Genomic DNA, 21,716 nt, shown 5'->3' on the forward strand with positions numbered 1-21,716 from the left:
CATTTAATAGTTTATTTCTTGCTCTAATTTATTTTTAATTTATAGGTTCTACTAAGTTTTATTCATAGAAGTTGCGTAGTAAACACACTTTAATTTATGAATCAAATTAAATAGAACTTATATATTAAAATAACCCACAAAAACTTTTATATTTTTGTGGGTTATTTTAATATATGCTTTTCTTTTATTCTGGTTGTTTTCCGATGTAAGCTAAAATCCCTCCGTCTACATATAAAACATGACCATTTACAAAATCTGATGCATCAGATGCTAAGAATATAGCTGGTCCAGTTAAATCTTCTGGTGTTCCCCAACGTGCAGCAGGAGTTTTAGCTATAATAAAACTATTGAAAGGATTTCCTTCTGTTCTTAGAGGTTCAGTTTGAGGTGTTGCTATATATCCCGGTCCAAGTCCATTGCATTGAATATTGTATTTGCCGTATTCAGAAGCAATGTTCTTTGTTAACATCTTAAGTCCCCCCTTTGCTGCTGCATAAGCAGAAACTGTTTCTCTTCCGAGTTCACTCATCATAGAACATATATTTATTATTTTTCCATGCCCCTTTTTAATCATTCCAGGAATTACAGCCTTAGATACTATAAAAGGTGCGTTTAAGTCTACATCTATAACCTTTCTAAAATCTTCAGCTTTCATTTCAAGCATAGGAATTCTCTTTATTATTCCAGCATTATTTACAAGAATATCGATTATTCCAATCTCTTTTTCTATGTTCTCAACTGTCTCATTTACCTTTTCTTCGTCAGTAACATCGCATACATACCCAAAAGCTTTTATTCCCTCTGCTTCATAAGTTTTTATTCCTTTATCAACTAATTCTTCGTTAATATCATTAAAAACTATTGTTGCCCCAGCTTCTGCGTAAGCTTTTGCAATGCCAAAACCTATACCATAAGATGCACCAGTTACAAATGCTATTTTACCTTCTAGGGAAAAGTTCTTTAATATACTCATTAAAATATTCCTCCTTGAATTTACAATTTTTCTTTTGATACCTTAATTATACATTTTAATTTAAACTATTTCTTGTTATATTCTTCTAAAAACATTGCAAATATTGAACTATCAATAATAATATTTACTATTTTTCAGTCTAAAAATTGACAATCTGCATTTCAGAAATCATAGGAATTTTGAAGATAGTTTTCAGAATAAAGGGATACATACATAGTAACAATTGCATACTCTCAATCATATTTTACTGATATAAATTAACATTAAGTGAGTTGAAGATATAAAATGATTTATGATAAACAACTATCTATAATAGAAACCAATTTGAAAATAAGTTTTGAAGGAAAATCCTTAGAGCTTATAAATCCTATATACAGAGATATCAATCGTTATTTCCTTCCCATACTGGAGTTTATTAACCAAGTAGGAGGTAATTGTACTATTACGGCAGGCAAAATAAATATACTCTTTAAACAGAAATCTCCAATAAGTATAAATTACAAGACTGATGATTATAAATTTACTATAGTTGGCAAGATATTGTATTTATCACTATTTGATATGTGCACAATATTGAACGTTAAATCTAGATGGGATTATAATAGTAGATCTATTTCACTATATTGGAATAAGGCTAAACATGAAAGCCTTACAAGGACTCCTGGAAAAGTGGCTTTAATAAGATTTGAAGATATCACTGCAGGTGATGAGTATTTGGATTCTGACAACTTGGAGAAATTTAGGGTTGTTGCAGATTTTATGTTTTCAACCGGTGTACCCTTTCATATAGCGTGGATACCAAGATTTGTTGATCCTCCAAATGGCATTGACAATGATATATCTAAACACTATAGCATGCCTAATGCCAACTTTCTTTTCACAATTGAATATTTACTAAATAAAAACGGTATACTTGGTTTACATGGATATACTCATCAGTATGGCAGTGAAGTAAGTGGAGAAGGTACTGAGTTTAATGAAGAACGGAATACTGATGAAGATATTATAAGAAAAAGGATTGAAGCAGCTATTAATACCGCAAAAAAATTGGAACTTCCATTTAAGTTTTTTGAGAGTCCTCATTATGCCTCTACTGAGTTTCAGCAAAGTATATTTGAACAATATTTTGACATAATTTATGAAGGCTGCGTAGGCATTTGGGGCGATAAAATAGTTAGGAGTCCTAGGAATCATAAAACCTTATATATCCCAACACCTCTAAGCTACGTAGAAGGAAAAGACGGTACGGAAAAAATGCTGAATAGAATAAATAATTTAGATGCATCAACCTTGGCTAGTCTATTTTATCACCCATATAAGGATTTTGAATACATAACTCTTCAAAATGGTACTAACGGCTACCCATTGAGTAAGTATTCAAAGAATTCACCACTTCACCGAATAATAAAAGCTTTATATGATAAAAATTATAACTTTTCAAAAATCACAAGCTTAGACGTCAATACTAAGAAAAGTTCATTTATCAAATCTTTTTTTAATTTTTCTAAATTATATAAATTTCTTAACTCTAAATTTAAAGGTATTAAATAATTTTGATAAATGCGGACTGCAATCAGATTTAATATACAAAAATGAACCACTTCACTTTAGAATTTATATTTCTAATATTCTCCGCTCATAACCTAGAGAAGTTTTAAAAATAATTTCATATTGAAGTGGTTCATCTTTATAGTTTTCTTAGTTCAACTATTAGTTTATACATAGAATTCCTTATATCTTTTTAACGAATTCAGATTTTAAACTCATTGCTCCAAATCCATCAATTTTGCAATCAATATTGTGATCTCCATCAACTAAACGTATATTTTTTACTTTTGTCCCCTTCTTTAAAGCTGATGAAGCACCCTTCACTTTAAGATCTTTAATTATTGTTATAGAATCACCATCACTTAAAATATTTCCATTTGAATCTTTAACAACTTTAACATCTTCATTATTTTGATTTTCTGATCCTACAGTCCATTCATGAGAGCATTCTGGACAAATTAGAACCTCTCCATCTTCATAGGTATATTCTGAATTACATTTTGGACAGTTCGGCAAATTATTCATTAGTTCATTTCCTCCGTTTGTTTTTATTAATTCTTACACAGATGGCTAGCTTTATAACAGAATTATATGATATCATATTTCTATCAATTAACAAACAGCAAGGAAAAAACTAATTATTTATTTCATTGATCTTTTTCTTATGGTAGAAGAAAATCCTTACCTTTGAAGCTTTCTCCAAAATATAATTAAAATCCTCTATTATTCTGTGAAATTCTCTTTGATATATTTAACCGCATTTTCACCAGCAATTCTTCCTGAATTTACTGCAAATCCTAAAGTATTTCCTGGAAGCACAAATACATAATCAGGGTTACATACAGAATTTGCATCTGTTCCTGCTGCAAATAATCCTGGTATTACTTTGTCTTCAGTATCAATTACTTCTGTGTTATAGTTTATTTTTATTCCTCCTAAGCTTCCATATGCACTTGGAGCAAATTTCAACGCATAGAACTTTGGTCCAACTAATGGCTTTAAATATTTTGGATTTTTATTAAATAATGTATCAGTTGACTTACAGCATTCATTGTAATCATTTAACGTCTTTACAAGTCCTTCTTTATCAATTCCTGTTTTTTCTGCCAATTCTTCAATGGAATCTGCTATAAATAATACATCGTTTCCATTTTTAATAAGATCATTCATCTCTTGTTTAAAATCATCCATACTAATATTAGAAGTAACAACATTGATTAAATCTAAACCATTTTTCTCATATTGTTTCATTATACTTTCATCTATAATAGAGAATACTGTTCTATTTTTTTGTCTACAGATAGCATTAACTGAAAACACAGGATTTTCAACTACAGCTTCATCATAAAATCTTTCTCCATCTAGATTTACAAAAAGATTAGGTTGTCTAAATGGAAGTTCAATTGGCGCATATCCACCTGTATTAGGTGCAAAGAAAACTAATTCCATATCCATTCTATCTCTTGCTGCTCCAGCTTCCCATGCCATGCTGATCCCATCACCTGTAAGCCCTGGTATCCTATATGAGAACAGATCCTTTCCCCACTCAAATTTTGTATATTTATTAATAAATTCAGGACTATCTCCAAATCCACCTGTTGCAACAATTACAGCAGAACCAAATGCTTCAATTTCTCCATCTTTATCTTTCGCCACTACTCCTATAATTTCACCATTATCTTTAATTAGACTTTGGATTGGTGATTCTAAGCAGATTTTAACGCCCAATTCTTCCGCTCTATCAGTCATTGCTTTGATCATAGTAGCTGCCGCTCTAAGTCCAGGTGCTCCTGTCTTTGGCTGAACAATATGCCAAGTGGCTTCTGAACCAGGAAAATATTTTGATGGTAGTGCAAATTTTACCCCCATAGCTTCTAACCATTCAATTGTACTTGCTGATTTATAAATATAATTCTTTACAAGTCTTGCATCTGAGCGCCAGTGCGTATAATCCATGAATTTTTGAAACGCTCCTTCTCTTGTGCAATCAACAAGCCTTTCCTTTTGCATTTTAGTTTCTACTCCTAAAAGCCCCATTGCCATATTGGCACATCCACCAGTAGTATTTGCTTTTTCAAATACTATAACTTCAGCTCCTTGTTCTGCAGCTGCGATTGCTGCTGCAAGTCCTGCTGCTCCTCCACCTACAATAATTACATCTGATTCCATTTCACGCATATTTGTTACCTCCTAAATTTAATTAATGACTTAAATATATATATTAATTATGATTATGAACTATCTTCTTCGTCTTCTCCCAAGTCCAAGGCCTTTCTTCTCACTTAAAGCGCTTTCATCAAAACTCCCAACTTCTATTAGTTCTGATGGTAATTTTGGTTTTACTGACCCATATCTCTTTACTGCTTTTACTTTGCATATCTCTTCACATTTTTTACATTTATCACAAGAATCTATATCAATCATATGAATTAAATTATTTCCACCCTTGATTGCCTCTTGAGGACAATTAATACAATCGCCACAACCATTACAAACCTTTGGATCTATAAAGTAATTAGAATAGGCTATACAATTTAGTGTATTGCATATTTTTCTATCAATATGCTTTTCAAATTCATCTCTAAACTTATTAATAGCTGTATATAATGGATTAGAAGCACTCTTTCCAAAATCGCACAAAGTTCCAATTTTAATTGTTTCACATAGCTCCATAGCTACACTAATGTCACTCTCTTTACCTTTTCCTTCGGTTGCATCCTTAATGATTTTATATAATTGGTAAATTCCTTCCCTGCAATATACACATTTTCCGCAGGTTTCTTTGCTATTGTCTAACATTCTTTGAGTTGCCCAATCCACAACACAGGTGTCAACGTTATAAACCTCTATTTTTGATACTTCTAACATCGTTCCATGCCCAATTAAGTTTGAATATAAAAATGGAGTATCTAGTTCTTCTTCTGTGAAAATAGCACCTGTATTTCCACCTACCTGTACAAACTTTATTGCTTTCTCAGATTTAGTTCCGCCACCATATTCACTTATAATTTGCCTTAAGGATATTCCAAATGGAATTTCATAGATTCTAGAATCTTTAACATCTCCAGCTATTGAAATGATCTTTTTAGGAATATAATTTTCTTCCAATGAACTCTTAAGTGCATAGAAGGTTTCTGCATTATGCACCAATGTTATTTCATTAAATACCTCTTTTTCAAAAACTTTCTTATCACCAACTAACACTACTTCAATTTCATATTCTTCTAATTTCACTTTGAAATCACTATAAAACTCGCTAAGATAAATTTTAACTTTTTCTATACCTAGTTCATTTTTGCATATCTTAATTCCATCAATAACTTGATTCATGTGTTTTTCTAATAGATATTTTATATTTTGACTTTGATTACTATCTTCGATAAAAAGGCATGCTAGTTCTCTCCACTCTCTATTTTTCCATCTATCCATAAGATTTGAATTTTTTATTCCATGCCCTAATATTTTTATGTTTTCTACTATCATTTTTTCACCGCCTTTACTTTACCTTATATTCAGTCCAAAATTTTGCTTTTGTAATTTTAGGACGTAAATCACACTGAAGACATCTAGAAGCCTCACATTGTGCAGTCTTTGTATCAAATCCAACTGTCATCAACTTAAAATTATCCACTCTTTTGTCAACCGGAATACATTTATAATGACTACATTCCTTTTTAGCAAAATCTTCTTCCATTCCTATCCTTTGATTTAAAGGTTGCTCAGATGATAAGACTTCATCTATTATTCCATCTCCCCCTAAATATTTATCAATGCTTGATACAGCTTTTCTTGCTCCTGCTATTGCCTGAATTACAGATGCTGTTCCTGTCACTGCATCTCCAACAGCAAAAATCCCATCTTTATTAGTTTTATTACAATCATCAATATTTACCAAACCTCTTCCGTTAAGCTCAATTTCTTCAAATGCTCCAAGGTCTGCTCTCTGCCCTGTTGCAAAAATTATCATTTCACCTTTAATTAAATGTTCTGAGTTTTCTTTGATATTTAATATCAATTTCTTATTTTCATCGAAGTGAAAACTTTCAACTTCCTGACATACTATTCCACAAACATTTCCACCATTATCTTCAACTTTTATAAAAGTTCTGCTATTGTAAATTTGGATTCCTTCTTCAATTGCTTCTTCGATTTCTTCGTCACTTGCAGTCATGTGTCCTTGTCCTTCTAAGCAAACAACTGAAACACTTTCAGCTCCTAACCTCTTTGCTGATCTTGCACAATCAAACGCCACATTTCCTCCACCTAAAACAACAACCGATTTCTTCATGTCAATATCTATATCTATCAAATCTCTTCTTAAGAAATCAATATTTACATACACATCCTTCAAGTCAGCCCCAGGAATTGGAATTCTTACACCTTTATCTGTTCCTATAGCAATTACAACTGCATCATAGTTCTCTTTTAATTCTTTTAATGATTCTACTTTGCTGTTAGTGATAATGTTTACTCCTACTTCACGAATTACATCTATTTCGGATTCTACAACTTCTTTTGGAAGACGATAATCTGGGATACCTGCCGATAGCATCCCTCCTGCTACTGGGAGTTTTTCATATACATCTACTGCATGTCCAAGTTTCGCAAGATAGTAAGCTGTAGTAAGTCCTGCTGGCCCTGATCCAATAATTGCAGCTTTTTTATCAGTTTTATCCTTTTTAAAAGCTTTAGCTTTCCATCTATAAGAATCAGCCTCAGCTGCAAATCTCTTTAATTCTCTTATTGAAACTGCTCCATTTATGTCTTTTCTCCTACATGCAGCTTCACAAAACCGCATACATACAAGGCCTAGAGATTTTGGAAATGGTGCTTTTTCACGAATTACTGCTGCTGCTTCATCGAAATTTCCATCCTTTATGTAACGAACATATTTAGGAACATTAATTCCTGCTGGACATTCCTGCTTACATGGAATTAATACCTCATCTCTATTCCCATCTTTGAATACACCTTTTTTATCTTGAAGCGCTCCTGTTGGACATACTTCAACGCAAGCCCCACAAAAACGGCAGTTTGCATCTGACAATGATAATCCATTTTTAACTCCAACATAAATTCTATCTTCTTCATTTTTGTCATAATCTAAAATTCCAACACCTCTGATATCATGACAAGCTCTTACACATCTGCCACAGGCTACACATCGATTTAAATCTCTAATTATTAATGGATTTTCTGTTTCCACAGGTACAGCATTAAGAGTCCTTCTTAATCTTGAGGTACTTACACCTAAATATTGAATTAACGATTGCAATTCGCATTTTAAATATTTTGGACATGTAGTACAATCGTCTACATGATTAGCAAGCATTAGTTCCATTGACAATCTTCGCATCTCATCAAGTTTTTCTGATTTTGTTTTAACAATCATTCCTTCTTCAATTGTTGTAGTACATGAGGTTTGTATATCATTTTTTCCTGATATTTCAACTACACATAATTTACAACCTCCAACATCATGAAGATCTGGATGATGGCAAAGATGAGGAATATAAATATCTGCCTCCTCAGCTACCTGCATGATTGTTTTATTTTTATCAGCATACAATTCTATATTATCTATTATGACTTTGATATTACTCATGTTAACCTCCACTTTTCTTGACTCTTGTACAAAAGTTACTTTATACTATAAATATAAACGTTGCCATAATGGCAAAGTCAATAGTGGAGTGTGAAAAAAATGACAAACTTATATACAATTGGAGAAGTATCTCGCTATATGAACATATCAACAAAGATATTGCGTCATTATGACCATTTAAATTTGTTAAAACCTTGCTATATTTCACCAGACACTAAGTATAGATATTTTAGTTATGATCAACTTTTTATAATTGATGTTATTCGCTATTTAAATAAAACCCTCCTAATCTCATTAGAAGATATTAAAGATATACTTGATGAGCATAAAGATTACGATAAACTATTAGCATTCTTAGAATCTCATAAAGAACAGTTAGATAAAAAAATAGCTGCTATTGAATATTCAAAGCAACTTACAGATAGTATGATATCTGATATAAAAGAATTGAAAAAGTCTCCTAAAAAAATCAAAACATATGAACAATATCTACTGAGCAGAAATTTTTATTATGTTGAACTCAATACTTCTATTTATGATATTGATAAATATGTGAATAGGCATATAAGTAATATAACTAATATAGATATTACAGAACACAACACTATGTGTTTATTATTTTCCTTATCAGAATATATAAAGACTAAAAACTTAAATGTAAAAGGTTTCGGAGTATTCTCAGACAAAAAAATTCCTCAATTAAAATTTAAAAGTTTGCGTGAAGGTCGTTATATTAATCAAAGCTTTATTTATTCAGAAGAAAATACTATATCCGCAATTAACAATATAACTAAATACGCTGAAATAAGAAATATGAAACTCGATGATACAGCTTTTTTAGTTTCAAAAATGATAGATTTATCTGTCTCTTCAAAATATGATTATTTAATGGAACTTCAAATAATGCATCATATGTAAAAAACTAAGTACATAGATAAAAATATGAAATAAATTAATCCTAGTAAAGCATCTTATTGCCTTACTAGGATATTTTAATATTTTTGAATATCATACATTTATAATTGCTTGGTATAGTATATCTATTACAACATACAGAGATAACATATAATTCAATTGTTATGGTTAATATAATAATTTTGATTAAAGAACATTTAACTAGGAACTTTCCTATTTGTTATGATTTTATATTATCTTTGTATATTTGAATAGAAATTGGATATCTACTCTGCTGAACAGACGTGCCACTTTAATCTGAAATCTATTTTTAAAACTTTCACGGTTTTAGTAAGAGAATTTATAAATAATAGATTTTATTAAGAAGTGATACATCCATATTGTTACTTTGTGATAATACTAACTATAGTCAATGTAGATATAGGGCACCAAGTTAACGTTTGTTGTTGAGTAAATATTACACTATTATTCACTTCAGTACCCATTTGATGTAACGCCATCTCCTCATACTCCATATCTTCAAAAGTTTTTCCAATCTTATATTCTATCATATTAACAGCTCCTTTTTATTAATTATTTCCCCAGTCAAATATTCTTTATCAATAACAAATAAGCATTTACTAACCCAAATTTCTTATCTATTTATATAAATTTAATCTATATAAGAGATATTCTTTAAAGGTAAAATAATCAAACATATTATTTTCCAACCAATAATCATGTTCATATCCCTCTTTTTCAATCAAATTTGATCTTAACCCTTTATAAAGAGTATGTTGAAATGTACTTACACTAATATTTGCAAGACTTACTGAAGATTGTGAAACCATATTGTTAATATATTTGCATTTTTCTTCAATTTCCTCAATAGTTGTCATGTCATCTACTATTATTTCCCCTAATACTATCCCACCTAAAGCAGACATAACCTTTTTCAGATAACTAATTACATATTCACTACCTGAACTACTTGTTGATGTACAAACTACAATACGCTTCCCAATTAGATGAAAGGTATGAGTCCAATATGCTATCCTATCTAGCACATTTTTCATAAAACCAGATACTTGATGCATATACACAGGAGATGACACTATAATCAAATCAGCTTCCAATAGATATTTTTTTATACTTTCCATGTCATCTGTAGAATCCAATGGACATACACCAGTATTAAAACAAGTGCAACATCCTCTGCAATATTTAATATTCAATTGATCTGCAGTGATTATTTTGACATCAGCATTTTTATATTTTTCAGCACTAAAATACTTTGCAATAATTTGATATTCTCTTGAGTTTATACCATTCATACTTCCTATAATTCCAAATACTTTCATACTTCCTCCATCTTCTTGACATGTATAAAGTGTTGCACTCCATATAATCAACATTGTTTTTGTAATCACATATAAAACTGCTCATTGATTTTATAAATAAGGGCTACTAAAAATTCTTAACTATCCTTAATATAAGGGTTTCTAGGCTTTAATTAATCAAGTATTAAAACACTTGGAATTTTAGTTGGGAAAAGCGTCCTTAGCATTGAGTATCCAACCCCTGATAAACCTGAAAACAATCCATAATTTCTAAATTCAGGTAGTTCATCAATTAAAACAGCATCATTTCTTTTATAAAAATCAATTATTTGATTTCTTTTGGTTGCTATCATATGTTTTATAGCTGGATCATCTCTAAATAGTGATAAGGAAGCTAAAAAATCTAATTCTCCAGCAATCCCATTATATAGGCTCATATCATCGAAGCTAGAGTCCATTATTGAATCAATAGCCAAATTAATATATTTATCTAACCTAGAATCTTTAATATATTTATTACACGCAAGCGCTCCAATACCTAAACCAACAAATCCATTACACCCTGATAAAACGCGACTTGTCCCACCCATATATTTTTCAACTTTAAGATTTTTTAGTTGCCTATCAACTAAATATAAGATTTTTTCGATTTCAACACTATAATCTTTTCTTAATAACGACTGTCCTATTAATAATGCATATAACAATCCAATTAAACCTTGTCCAAATCCTATATCAACCGATTCAATAGATTTGTTGTGTAAATAGGTACAAATTGATTGAATAATTTCATTTGCAACTTCTAAAGCTAAAATACTCTTATGCTTTGTTTTAACAATATTGTGTATTAATTTTATTAGACTTGATCCTCCATCTAACCAATTAATTTTTTTCATTTCAGTATTATTTTTTTTGATAAAAATAATAGTATTTTGTATCATCTCAAAGCTAATATTATTATCTTCACATTTTAATAAAGCATATAAGCTCCCCGCTGCTCCTTCAAACATTGTATTTTCAACAGCCTCTTTGTAGTATTTTACATCTTGTATTAAACACTTTGTAAAATCTGAAATAGTTTCATTCTCTTGTATACAATTCAAGTAGTAAAAATATAATAAGATACCTGCCCTTCCCGAATACAATCCATTGTTTATGAATTTATACCTTGATAATTCTTTACCATTGTCTATATATTCCCAAGAAATGCTTTTTTCATCTTTAATAGCAGCTTTTATTATACTTTTTCCAATACTATTACATGTTTCAACTACCTCTTCATCTTGATATATCCTTAGATTATTTTTTCTTATTTGTTTTGTAAGTCTTTCATGACTTTCATTAAATAAAGCTTTATAATCGCCTAATAATAAGCATAGTTTTATTTTTTCTTTTTCAATCACATCTTTTTTCAAGCTGGAGAGTGTATCAATTACTTTTGATAAAACATCTTTTTTGAAATAATTGTTTATATAATGCTCATTACTAGTTTTTAAATATGTTCTTGAAGTATTTGTATAAAATATAGGTATTTCTAAATGTAACATATCCATAATCTCATACTTAACTAACCGCTTGTCACTATATGAATATGCCCAGTTATTCTCCAGTAGTTTTTCAATCCTTACCATGTCACTTAAGTAGTGTGGATGATCCATATAATCAATCAAATCACTATATACAGCTGTAGATTTCATAACTTGACGTACCTGTAAATCATTAAATATCTCTTGTGTAAAAACTTTTAATTCAGTAAGGTTTTTAAAAACCCAATCTAAGGTATCATTAAATCCATTATAAATATCTTGTCTAAAATTTTTATATTCTTGAACTTCTCCATTTAAATTCAATCTATTACTATTACTACTAAGAATACAGCTATTCTCATATATAAAACACATATCATCAGTATAAATATTCTTAGCAACTAATGTTTTTCTTGTTATAGGCTTAGTTATCCCACCAGATAAAGCACTTACGTCAACCTCATTATCTTCATCCCCTGAATTTAAGCTCATCGGTAATAATCCAGTTCCACTTAAGTTTAACACCTGCTTGTCCAGCACTTTAACATTTGCATCAGGTCCATTATGTTGAAAATTGAATTGAGTAAAAAGTGTTTCAAAATCAATTATACATGGGTACTGGTTATGGGCTATAATATTTTCAAAGTGCATATCTGAACCATTTAATATGCTAATTAACGCTGTTAACATACCAAATCTATAGTAGTAAGACTTAACCTCATTTATTGTCTTACAAGACTGGGACTCAATAAATTGTTCAATAGTAAAAGTTTCTGAATAAAAAACTTTGTTTATATATAAATCCTTAAGATCACTATTTTTATTTATATATGCTATAAATTTATTAAATGCTTTTTCTATATAAGAGTTTCTCGGCTTATAAATATATTTTTTACCATTTTCAAATTCAATTTCCGCCACTGATTTTCCATTCTGATGAGTATCTCCTAGAGATAAACCAATATGTTTTACAATACTTGTTTCTATATTAAATAGTTTATCAATTTCAATAAAATTTTCATCTAAATCTAAAATCATATCTTTTAATGCTTTTACTAAATCTAATAACTTCTGCATAATAAATCGACTTAAAACTGGATATTTGTTATAGAATGATTGTATTTGATTCGGCGATTTATAACAGTTTTCTAAAAAGTCTAAGTATCTCTCTCTTCCGTCCTTTCCCTCCAACTTATTTTTTGCTTTATAATCGCTGATTTCTACTACAAGACACTTCAAAGTTAATTTGGAAATTTGAGAAGCAATGTACTCACTTAACTTTTCAATTAAATCATCTTCAATTTTTAAACCTTTAAGATTTTTCTGACTATTATATAATTGTTTTTTTGCAAAATACTTAAAAGGTAATATTAGTTGTTCACAAACAACAGTCTCATTTTTATAATTAGCCGCAAATTCTTCCATTAGCTCTTTATATGATTTAAACCATACTTGTCTCTCTAAATATTCACTAAGAATATCTTCTTCTTCATCTGTAAAAGATTTTATCGCAAATGCTAACTCTTCCTTTTTGATATCTATATGATCAAGTTCTTCTTCAAACACTTTAGGAGCTACAAGACTTTTAATATTAAGCCACCTATCATCTAGCATTACAGTATCATCAATCGTTAATAATTGATTTTCTTTAAATGCATTTAATCTTTCTTTAATAGTAAGCGTATAAATAAAATTTTTTGCACTTATATTTAATTGTTTTACATTATTCGTCATGGGCTACACCTTCCATTTTCTTATATATATTAACTTTATTGTGTTTGTCATAACTATATAAAAGGCTTTTTGGGGACTATATTTATCTTTATATTCAACACTTTTATTACATATCCTTCCTTTTTAATAAATTATTAACATTTATTTTTGCATTGTGATATTTTTATCATCAAAAATACTTTTTCCCAGCTATATAAAACACTTCTCTAGTTTAAATTTGTGTATTTATTAAAACCTCAACTTTCCTTCTAGTTTTTGACTACTTTATCTTCTCCAGAAAAAAATAATCATGCAATCTTATATACTAATCTTTCAACTATGAAAAGTTCCCATTACATTTTCTAATATCTATCGATCAAAATAAGCTCAACAAATAATAATAAAACTATATACTCTTATATGTTTATAGAAGTAATGTACTTACAGATCTTTTATAGTAAAAAAATGGCCATATCTGAGTAAACATTTTTACCCAAATATGGCCACTTCTAATTTCTTATTAAGTTTATATTATACTATACAGTCTCAACTTCCAAGTCTGCACCTGAGAATTGACTGTTATAAAGATCAGCGTAGAAGCCGTTCTTTTCTAGTAATTGCTTGTGATTACCCATTTCAATTATTGTTCCTTTATTCATAACTAAGATTAGCTCAGCATCACGAATAGTAGAAAGTCTATGAGCAATTACGAAACTTGTTCTTCCATTCATTAAGTTGTTCATAGCCTTTTGTATTAATACTTCTGTTCTTGTATCAACACTACTTGTTGCTTCATCAAGAATCAATATTGTAGGATCAGCAAGTATTGCTCTAGCAATAGTTAGAAGCTGCTTTTGACCTTGTGATATATTTGTTCCTTCTTCATTAAGTACTGTATCATAACCTTCTGGCAATGTTCTTATGAAGTGGTCAGCATGAGCTGCTTTTGCTGCACGAATAATCTCTTCCATTGTAGCGCCTTCTTTTCCATAGGCTATATTATCTTTAATAGATCCGTTATATAGCCATGTATCTTGAAGCACCATACCAAACATCTTACGTAATTCACTACGTTTAATATCATTTATATCAACACCATCAATTTTTATCTTACCTGCATTTATTTCATAGAAACGCATTAAAAGATTAACAAGTGTCGTTTTACCTGCGCCAGTAGGTCCAACAATAGCAACTGTATGTCCTTGCTTAACATCAAGGTTCATATCTTCTATTAGAGGTACATCTTCTACATATCTAAAATCAACATGTTCGAAAGTAACTTCTCCCTTAGCGTTTTCTAATACTATTGCATCGGCACTGTCTGGAATTTCTTCTTCTTCATCAAGTACTTGGAATACACGTTCAGCACAAGCTATGGTTGATTGAATAACATTTGCTATATTCGCTGTTTGAACAATTGGCATAGTAAATGATCTTGAGTATTGAATAAAGGCAAGTATATCACCTAATCCAAGCAGACTCTTTGTGATCCAAATACCACCAACCATACTGATTCCAACATAACCTAAGTTACTTATAAAGTTCATAAGAGGGAACATTATACCTGAAACAAATTGAGCCTTCCATCCAGAGCTTTTAAGTCTTCCGTTTATAGCTTCAAATTCTTCTATAGAATCTTTTTCATGACCAAAAGCTTTAACTATCTTATGACCAGTATACATTTCTTCTACATGTCCACTCAATAAACCAATTTCCTTTTGTTGAGCTGCAAAGTACTTTTGAGACTTCTTCGCTATTGTAGCAGTAGCTATTACATATAGAGGTAATGTTGCTATTACAATAAGTGTTAAAATAGGACTAATTGTAAGCATCATTATTATATAACCAACTATAGTAATAAGTGATGTAATTATTTGAGTTAAACTCTGCTGTAATGTAGTTGCGATAGTATCAACGTCATTAGTAACACGGCTTAGTATATCTCCGTGGGCATGCATATCAAAGTACTTAAGTGGTAATTTTGCAAGTTTTGCATCAACTTCCATTCTTAAGTCTCTAACTGTCTTCTGAGCAACCCCAGACATTACAAGACCCATTATTAAACTAAAAATCGCACTGATTATATACATTCCTATAAGAACAAGTGCTATGTTTCCGATGTATTTGAAATCATACTCTCCATTTGTTTCTTTTATAGCCTTGATTACTGAATCAATTTGATCATCAGTAAACTTTACATTATCTTTAGGACTTGCAGGAGCGTTATCCATTGTCTTAGATAAATCACTACCTAAATCTATAATTTGTCTAGATACTTCTGCCCTTTGGTTTGCATCTGTTAAAGTATCTAATTTAGGAAGTGCTACAAACTTCTTAATTGATTTTATACTCTTAGTATCTATCTTATTTTTTGAATCTGTATCAGTAGTTGTTCCCATATCAGGCATACTATCGAATATATCTAGCATCTGACTTATAACTTTAGTTCTATCGTTAGTATCAGTTATTGAATTAAGCATTGGTAAAGCTAATAGTTGCTTTACACTATTAAGTTGATCTGGATTCATTGTATCTGAAGTTGTAGTACTATCAGTTTTTGGCATTTTACCGAATATATCAACTAGTTTTATTGCAGCAACAGTCTTTTCTTTTGAATCTTTAATAGTGCTTAAATCAGCTGCAGCCAATAACTCTTTAACAGTATCTAGGTCTGATTTATTTATTTGACTTCCAGAAGTTGAGCTGCTGTCACTTGACATATCTGGCATGTCTTTAAATATATCAATAAGCTGATTTAAAGTATTCTTCTTCTCTGTAGCATCTTTAATATCATTTATTAATGGAAGCTTCAGTAATTTTTGAACTGCATCTGTAGCTTTTTGATCTGTTTTTGTAGTTGAATTTGAAGCCTTTGCAGTAAAATCTGTCATTTTAGCTATTCTGTTATATACTTCATTCATTTGTGCTGTATCAAGACTCATTGAACTTGATGATGAACTTCCACCAGGCAATTTCTTAGCAGTACTCATGAATTTTTTCATTACAGTAACTTTATCATTTCCAACCTTAGCTTTATCAAGCATTGGAATATTTAATAATTCTTCTAATGTAGCTAAAGAATTCTTATCTATCTGCCCACTAGCTGGCATAGCCTTAAGTATATTGATAAAATCAAGAGTAGTTTTAACTCTTGTTGCTCTATCTGTTGTTGCATCAATCATTGGAAGCTTCATTAAATTTTGAATTGCAGCTAATGTTTGAGCATCTGGTTGAGTAACACTTTGTGTAGCTTGTGTTCCGCTTTGAGTAACAGCCCCAGTCTGATTAGTTGCTCCACCTTGAGCTGCTTGTTGTGCAGCCTGTTGAGCGGCTTGCTGCATCTTTTGCATTTGCTCCATTTGTTGTTTAACCTGAGCCACAGTTGTCTTTTGAGCTGTAGCCATTTGAGCAGTTATTTTATCAACTGCAGTCTTTTGTCCTGTAACTATACCTTGATACATTTGTATTGCTACATTATTATAGATTTCGTCAACAGCCTTAGCTTGAGCGTCCCCCATGCTTGTAGTTATCTTATCTACAGCAGTTTTTTGTCCATCAGCCATTTTATCAACAATTTTATCTGAAACCTCTATTTGGACATCTCCCATTTTACTGTTCATTTGATCCATAGCTTCGTTTTGACCCTTTGACATCTCAGAAAGCATCTTACGAGCCATATATGCATTTTGCAATTTATTCATTGCTTTACTTGTTATTTTTGGTGCCGCTATTGTAAAGGTTGTACTCAAAATAGCAAATACAAGTACAACTATTAAATTTATTTTATGTGGTTTTAAGTATTTTAAAAGTCTTTTTAGTGAACCTTTAAAGTCCTTCGCCTTTTCTACTGGTCTTCCCATGCCACCCATTGGGCCGCCTCTTCTGCCTCCAGCGGGTCTATTTCTTTTGTTTTCACTCATGCTATCTCCTCCTCTGAAAGTTGTGAGGATACAATTTCACGATAAACATCACATGTTTGTAATAATTCTTTATGTGTTCCCATTCCTACAACAGAACCTTCATCTAAAACTATTATTCTATCTGCATCCATAACTGTACCAACTCTTTGTGCAACTAAAATTACCGTTGATTCCTGCGTTTCTTTCTTAAGAGCAGCTCTAAGTTTTGCATCTGTCTTAAAGTCTAGTGCTGAGAAACTGTCATCAAAAATATATATCTCAGGTCTTCTTACTAAAGCTCTTGCTATAGAAAGTCTTTGTTTTTGACCACCAGATACATTTGTACCACCTTGGGCAATTTCGTGATCATAGCCTCCATCCATAGTAGCTATAAAATCAGCAGCCTGTGCAACTTCAGCAGCATGTTTAATTTCTTCATCAGTTGCATTGTCATTTCCAAATTTAATATTTTCAGCTATTGTTCCAGAAAATAACACTGCCTTTTGTGGAACAAAGCCTATCTTACTTCTAAGCGCTTCTTGTGAAATCTCTCTAACATCCACACCATCAACTAAAACATTTCCACTCTGCACATCGTAGAATCTTGTTATTAAGTTTATTAATGTAGACTTACCAGATCCTGTACTTCCTATTATAGCTGTAATTTCACCTGGTTTTGCTGCAAAGGAAATATTTCTAAGTGCTGGTTCTTCAGCTCCATGATAGCTAAAGCTTACATCCTTAAACTCAACATATCCTTTACCTTCAAAATCTTCTCTTACTGTTTCTTGGTCTGTAATTTCTGGAACAGTATCAAGTACTTCATTTATTCTCACTGCTGCTGCTTGAGCACGTGGAACCATAATAAACATCATTGCAAGCATAATCATTGAGAACATTATTTGCATAGCGTATTGTGTAAAAGCAGAAAGAGCTCCCAAATCCATACTTCCTTCACTGATACGTAATCCACCAAACCAAAGTATTGCTAAAGAAGTAAAATTCATTATAAGCATAATAGATGGCATCATGAAAGCCATAATTCTATTAACCTTAATGTAGTTTTCTGTTAAATCAGTATTTGCTTCCTTAAAACGCTCTGTTTCTTTAGCCACAGTGTTAAAGGCACGTATAACTCTTATTCCTGTAAGCTTTTCACGTAAAACAAGATTAATTCTATCTATCTTTACCTGTACTTGCTTAAAAAGCGGCATCATTCTAGTAGCTAGTATTGCTATAACAACTATAAGTGCTGGTATAGAAACTCCTAATACCCATGTAAGAGATCCATCTTTTCTATATGCCATTATGATACCACCAACACACATAATCGGTGCATTGATCATCATACGCATTATCATAACTGTAACTGTTTGAATTTGTGTTATATCATTTGTTGTTCTAGTAATAAGTGTAGCTGTTCCTAGTTTATCAAATTCATGAAGTGAAAAACTTTCAACTTTTCTGAATACCTTACTTCTAATTATCTCTCCAAGGCCTGCTGCAGCTTTAGATGATAATAAACTTGCTAAAACTGAGCAAATAACAGCTCCTAAAGCAACCAGAAGCATTACTCCTCCAATGTGAAAAATCTTGCTTGTATCTCCTTGCATAACGCCATCATTTATTATGTCTGACATTAAAGTAGGAAGATAAAGATCTCCGATAGCTTGGCAAGCTACAAAAATCACTACTCCTATTACCATAGCAGTAAATGGTTTTAAAAATTTATAAAGTCTTAACATAAAGCTACCTCTCCTTTCTATCCATTAATACTCTCTTTAGAGTATTGAGTCCATCAATTATTTTCTCCTTATCATCAGGAGTTGCAGAACTAAGTAAGTCTTCAAAGCTTTCTTCTGCCTTTTTGTGTATTCCCTTGTGCTGATCTTCAAACTTTTTAGTCACTTTTACGTAGACAGTCCTTCTATCTTCTAAGTTCCTTGTTCTTTCAACTAGTCCATGATTTTCTAATCTATCAACTATACCTGAAACAGTACTCTTGGACAGATGAACCTTATCGCTTAAATCACTAATCTTCATTTCACCCTGCTCACATAACATATGAAGCACCATTCCCTGAGGCATAGTTACCTCGCCTTTTTCAAAGTTTTTTCGCATGGTTTGTTGAATAGTTTTACTTACTTCAAAGAAAAGCCTTGTTATATCCTTGTTTGTATCGCTTAAAGACATTTTCCTCCCCCCAATTTCTCAGACGAATTAATTCGTATGGTAATTATTCGGAACCGATTAATTCGTGTACGAAACAATTATATCACCATGTACATCGTAGTCAAGATAGATATATGGAACGAATACGATTACACGAAATATTTATTTTTTTACATATTTGAACTCTATAAAATTATGTTTTTCATATATTATTTCAGAAAATTATTAGGAAATTTTAGTCAATTATAATCCACTTAAGGACAAAAAAACTTAGCTAGATTATCTAGCTAAGTAAATAAATACAAGACAATTATATAGTTTATATTCCAGTATTTTATGTAATACCTAATTATATTGATATTTCTAAATCATAGCTTGCTTTAATGAACTACGCAAGTCATCTTCTGCTGTACTTATCGGTTTTATATTAAAGGTATCTACTAAATACTGCAATACATTTGGAGATATGAATGCAGGTAAACTAGGTCCTAAGTACATACCTTTAATTCCAAGTGATAACAAGGCTAATAGATCAGCAACTGCTTTTTGCTCATACCAAGAAAGTACAATCGTTAAAGGCAATGAATTTACACTAGTATCAAATGCGTCTGCTAAAGCTGTAGCAATCCTAACCGCTGAGTACGCATCATTGCATTGTCCTACATCTAATAATCTAGGCAATCCTGCTACTGTTCCAAAATCTAATTTATTAAATCTGTATTTTCCACAAGCTAAAGTAAGTATCACACAGTCTTCTGGAACCATTTTTGCAAAATCAGTATAATAATTTCTTCCTGGTCTTGCTCCATCACATCCTCCTATTAAGAAGAAATGTCGTATTTCTCCTTCTTTCACTGCATTTACAATAGTTTCAGCATGTGATAAAGTTGCATGATGACCAAAACCTACAAGTATTTGTTTTTCCTCCTCACCTTCTTTAAAACCACCTAACTCCAATGCTTTATTTATTATTTCACTAAAGTCCTTAGTGCCATCTTCTTTCATATCTATATGCTTTATTCCATCCCAACCTACAACACTTGTGCTGAATATCCTATCTTTGTAGGTTTCTCTTGGTCTCATCAGGCAATTGGTAGTCATTAGGATACATCCAGGAATTCCATCAAATTCTTTTTGTTGATTTTGCCATGCTGAACCATAGTTGCCAACCAAATGTTTGTATTTCTTTAGTTCTTTATATCCATGTGAAGGTAGCATTTCACCGTGGGTATAAATATTAACCCCTTTACCTTCAGTTTGCTGTAAAAGCATCTCCAAATCTCTTAAATCATGTCCTGATACTATAATAAAGGGACCTTTTACAATATTGACATTTACTTTATGAGGTGATGGGTTACTATATCTAGTGGTATTGGCATCATCTAAAGTTTTCATTACCTCTACACTCATATCCCCTACCCTCATCGTCATACGAATAAGTTCCTCAACAGTCAAATCATCATTTGTAGTTGCTTCTAGCCCTAAAAAGTAGATATTATCTACTTGTTGGCTACAGTATCCAATAAATCTTGCTTGATGTCCATATGCACTTATCCCCTTCAAGCCATATAAAATTGTTGATCTTAAGGAACGTACATCTTCATTAAGGTCTTCATCGTACATTATTCCTGCTTTCACTGAATCTCTTAACATTTCCTCTTTTGTGTCACTAAGGTTGTAAGTAGCTTGATCAGGATATTTTCCTTCCGGTGCCTCATCTCTTAAGGCTTCTTTTATCTTTTGTGACTCCTTTAATAATCTAACATGTACTTCAGCATCAAAATTTACATTTGTTAAGGTTGTGAAAAGTCCATTTTCTACAAACTTAACTATTTCCTTATCTATAATCTTTCCTTGTTCAATCAAAGGTTTTACATAACATGAGATACCTTTTAGCTGATAAATCAGCAAATCCTGTAGATTTGCTATTTCTGGTGTTTTCCCACAAACTCCACTTTTAGTGCATCCTTTACCACCAAAGGTTTGCTCACATTGGTAACAAAACATTGCATTTTCCATGTTCATTACTCCTTTTTAACTTATCAA

General features: G+C 31.2%; 14 protein-coding genes. 2 read left to right on the forward strand and 12 right to left on the reverse strand.

From position 1 onward, the window contains the following. Nucleotides 1–184: 184 nt before the first annotated feature. On the reverse strand, nucleotides 185–973 hold the full coding sequence (locus JHL18_RS02195; RefSeq protein WP_200265992.1) for a gluconate 5-dehydrogenase: 789 nt from the start codon (nucleotides 971–973) through the stop codon (nucleotides 185–187). 285 nt (nucleotides 974–1,258) lie between these two features. Here JHL18_RS02195 and JHL18_RS02200 point away from each other — a divergent pair, with 285 nt between their 5' ends. Continuing rightward, nucleotides 1,259–2,524, forward strand: coding sequence for a DUF2334 domain-containing protein (locus JHL18_RS02200; RefSeq protein WP_200265993.1), 1,266 nt, complete (start codon nucleotides 1,259–1,261; stop codon nucleotides 2,522–2,524). A 180-nt stretch (nucleotides 2,525–2,704) separates the two neighbouring features. Here JHL18_RS02200 and JHL18_RS02205 read toward each other — a convergent pair whose 3' ends face one another. From JHL18_RS02205 to JHL18_RS02220, 4 genes are all read right to left on the reverse strand, one after another. After that, complete coding sequence (locus JHL18_RS02205; RefSeq protein ID WP_200265994.1) at nucleotides 2,705–3,046, reverse strand: zinc ribbon domain-containing protein YjdM; 342 nt, start codon at nucleotides 3,044–3,046, stop codon at nucleotides 2,705–2,707. 198 nt (nucleotides 3,047–3,244) lie between these two features. Next, nucleotides 3,245–4,699 carry an FAD-dependent oxidoreductase gene (locus tag JHL18_RS02210; RefSeq protein ID WP_200265995.1) on the reverse strand — a complete coding sequence of 485 codons (1,455 nt, stop codon included), beginning with the start codon at nucleotides 4,697–4,699 and terminating at the stop codon, nucleotides 3,245–3,247. Nucleotides 4,700–4,759: 60 nt separating this feature from the next. After that, on the reverse strand, nucleotides 4,760–6,004 hold the full coding sequence (locus JHL18_RS02215; RefSeq protein ID WP_200265996.1) for an NADH-ubiquinone oxidoreductase-F iron-sulfur binding region domain-containing protein: 1,245 nt from the start codon (nucleotides 6,002–6,004) through the stop codon (nucleotides 4,760–4,762). Between the two features lie 13 nt (nucleotides 6,005–6,017). Then, nucleotides 6,018–8,126: an FAD-dependent oxidoreductase gene (locus tag JHL18_RS02220; RefSeq protein WP_200265997.1), complete on the reverse strand. Its 2,109-nt coding sequence runs from the start codon at nucleotides 8,124–8,126 to the stop codon at nucleotides 6,018–6,020. A 99-nt stretch (nucleotides 8,127–8,225) separates the two neighbouring features. On the opposite strand from JHL18_RS02220, the gene JHL18_RS02225 reads away from it, so the two are divergent. Then, nucleotides 8,226–9,044 (forward strand): MerR family transcriptional regulator, encoded by an 819-nt coding sequence (locus tag JHL18_RS02225; RefSeq protein ID WP_200265998.1) that lies wholly within the window; start codon nucleotides 8,226–8,228, stop codon nucleotides 9,042–9,044. Between the two features lie 380 nt (nucleotides 9,045–9,424). Here the strand turns inward: JHL18_RS02225 and JHL18_RS02230 are convergent, their stop codons facing one another. From JHL18_RS02230 to hcp, 7 genes are all read right to left on the reverse strand, one after another. Next, the gene (locus JHL18_RS02230) at nucleotides 9,425–9,592 is read right to left on the reverse strand and encodes a hypothetical protein (RefSeq protein ID WP_200265999.1); all 168 of its coding nucleotides are present in this window, start codon (nucleotides 9,590–9,592) and stop codon (nucleotides 9,425–9,427) included. A gap of 87 nt (nucleotides 9,593–9,679) precedes the next feature. Continuing rightward, nucleotides 9,680–10,381 (reverse strand): flavodoxin family protein, encoded by a 702-nt coding sequence (locus JHL18_RS02235; protein WP_200266000.1) that lies wholly within the window; start codon nucleotides 10,379–10,381, stop codon nucleotides 9,680–9,682. A gap of 152 nt (nucleotides 10,382–10,533) precedes the next feature. After that, complete coding sequence (locus JHL18_RS02240) at nucleotides 10,534–13,620, reverse strand: type 2 lanthipeptide synthetase LanM family protein (RefSeq protein ID WP_200266001.1); 3,087 nt, start codon at nucleotides 13,618–13,620, stop codon at nucleotides 10,534–10,536. Between the two features lie 515 nt (nucleotides 13,621–14,135). Next, nucleotides 14,136–15,998, reverse strand: coding sequence for an ABC transporter ATP-binding protein (locus JHL18_RS02245; protein WP_243277763.1), 1,863 nt, complete (start codon nucleotides 15,996–15,998; stop codon nucleotides 14,136–14,138). A 1,517-nt stretch (nucleotides 15,999–17,515) separates the two neighbouring features. Beyond that, complete coding sequence (locus JHL18_RS02250) at nucleotides 17,516–19,243, reverse strand: ABC transporter ATP-binding protein (protein WP_200266002.1); 1,728 nt, start codon at nucleotides 19,241–19,243, stop codon at nucleotides 17,516–17,518. Between the two features lie 4 nt (nucleotides 19,244–19,247). After that, nucleotides 19,248–19,691: a MarR family winged helix-turn-helix transcriptional regulator gene (locus tag JHL18_RS02255; protein WP_200266003.1), complete on the reverse strand. Its 444-nt coding sequence runs from the start codon at nucleotides 19,689–19,691 to the stop codon at nucleotides 19,248–19,250. Nucleotides 19,692–20,033: 342 nt separating this feature from the next. Then, nucleotides 20,034–21,689: a hydroxylamine reductase gene (gene hcp / locus JHL18_RS02260; protein ID WP_200266004.1), complete on the reverse strand. Its 1,656-nt coding sequence runs from the start codon at nucleotides 21,687–21,689 to the stop codon at nucleotides 20,034–20,036. Nucleotides 21,690–21,716: the final 27 nt, after the last annotated feature.

Source organism: Clostridium yunnanense, from assembly GCF_016595795.1.
GTDB lineage: Bacteria > Bacillota > Clostridia > Clostridiales > Clostridiaceae > Clostridium_AR > Clostridium_AR yunnanense.

Coding starts and splice junctions, on each gene's coding strand:
- JHL18_RS02235 (WP_200266000.1), bottom strand. CDS start 10,381: ATGAAAGTATTTGGAATTATAGGAAGTATGAATGGTATAAACTCAAGA.
- JHL18_RS02230 (WP_200265999.1), bottom strand. CDS start 9,592: ATGATAGAATATAAGATTGGAAAAACTTTTGAAGATATGGAGTATGAG.
- JHL18_RS02210 (WP_200265995.1), bottom strand. CDS start 4,699: ATGCGTGAAATGGAATCAGATGTAATTATTGTAGGTGGAGGAGCAGCA.
- JHL18_RS02215 (WP_200265996.1), bottom strand. CDS start 6,004: ATGATAGTAGAAAACATAAAAATATTAGGGCATGGAATAAAAAATTCA.
- JHL18_RS02245 (WP_243277763.1), bottom strand. CDS start 15,998: ATGGGAACAACTACTGATACAGATTCAAAAAATAAGATAGATACTAAG.
- JHL18_RS02250 (WP_200266002.1), bottom strand. CDS start 19,243: ATGTTAAGACTTTATAAATTTTTAAAACCATTTACTGCTATGGTAATA.
- JHL18_RS02200 (WP_200265993.1), top strand. CDS start 1,259: ATGATTTATGATAAACAACTATCTATAATAGAAACCAATTTGAAAATA.
- JHL18_RS02240 (WP_200266001.1), bottom strand. CDS start 13,620: ATGACGAATAATGTAAAACAATTAAATATAAGTGCAAAAAATTTTATT.
- JHL18_RS02255 (WP_200266003.1), bottom strand. CDS start 19,691: ATGTCTTTAAGCGATACAAACAAGGATATAACAAGGCTTTTCTTTGAA.
- JHL18_RS02205 (WP_200265994.1), bottom strand. CDS start 3,046: ATGAATAATTTGCCGAACTGTCCAAAATGTAATTCAGAATATACCTAT.
- JHL18_RS02220 (WP_200265997.1), bottom strand. CDS start 8,126: ATGAGTAATATCAAAGTCATAATAGATAATATAGAATTGTATGCTGAT.
- hcp (WP_200266004.1), bottom strand. CDS start 21,689: ATGGAAAATGCAATGTTTTGTTACCAATGTGAGCAAACCTTTGGTGGT.
- JHL18_RS02195 (WP_200265992.1), bottom strand. CDS start 973: ATGAGTATATTAAAGAACTTTTCCCTAGAAGGTAAAATAGCATTTGTA.
- JHL18_RS02225 (WP_200265998.1), top strand. CDS start 8,226: ATGACAAACTTATATACAATTGGAGAAGTATCTCGCTATATGAACATA.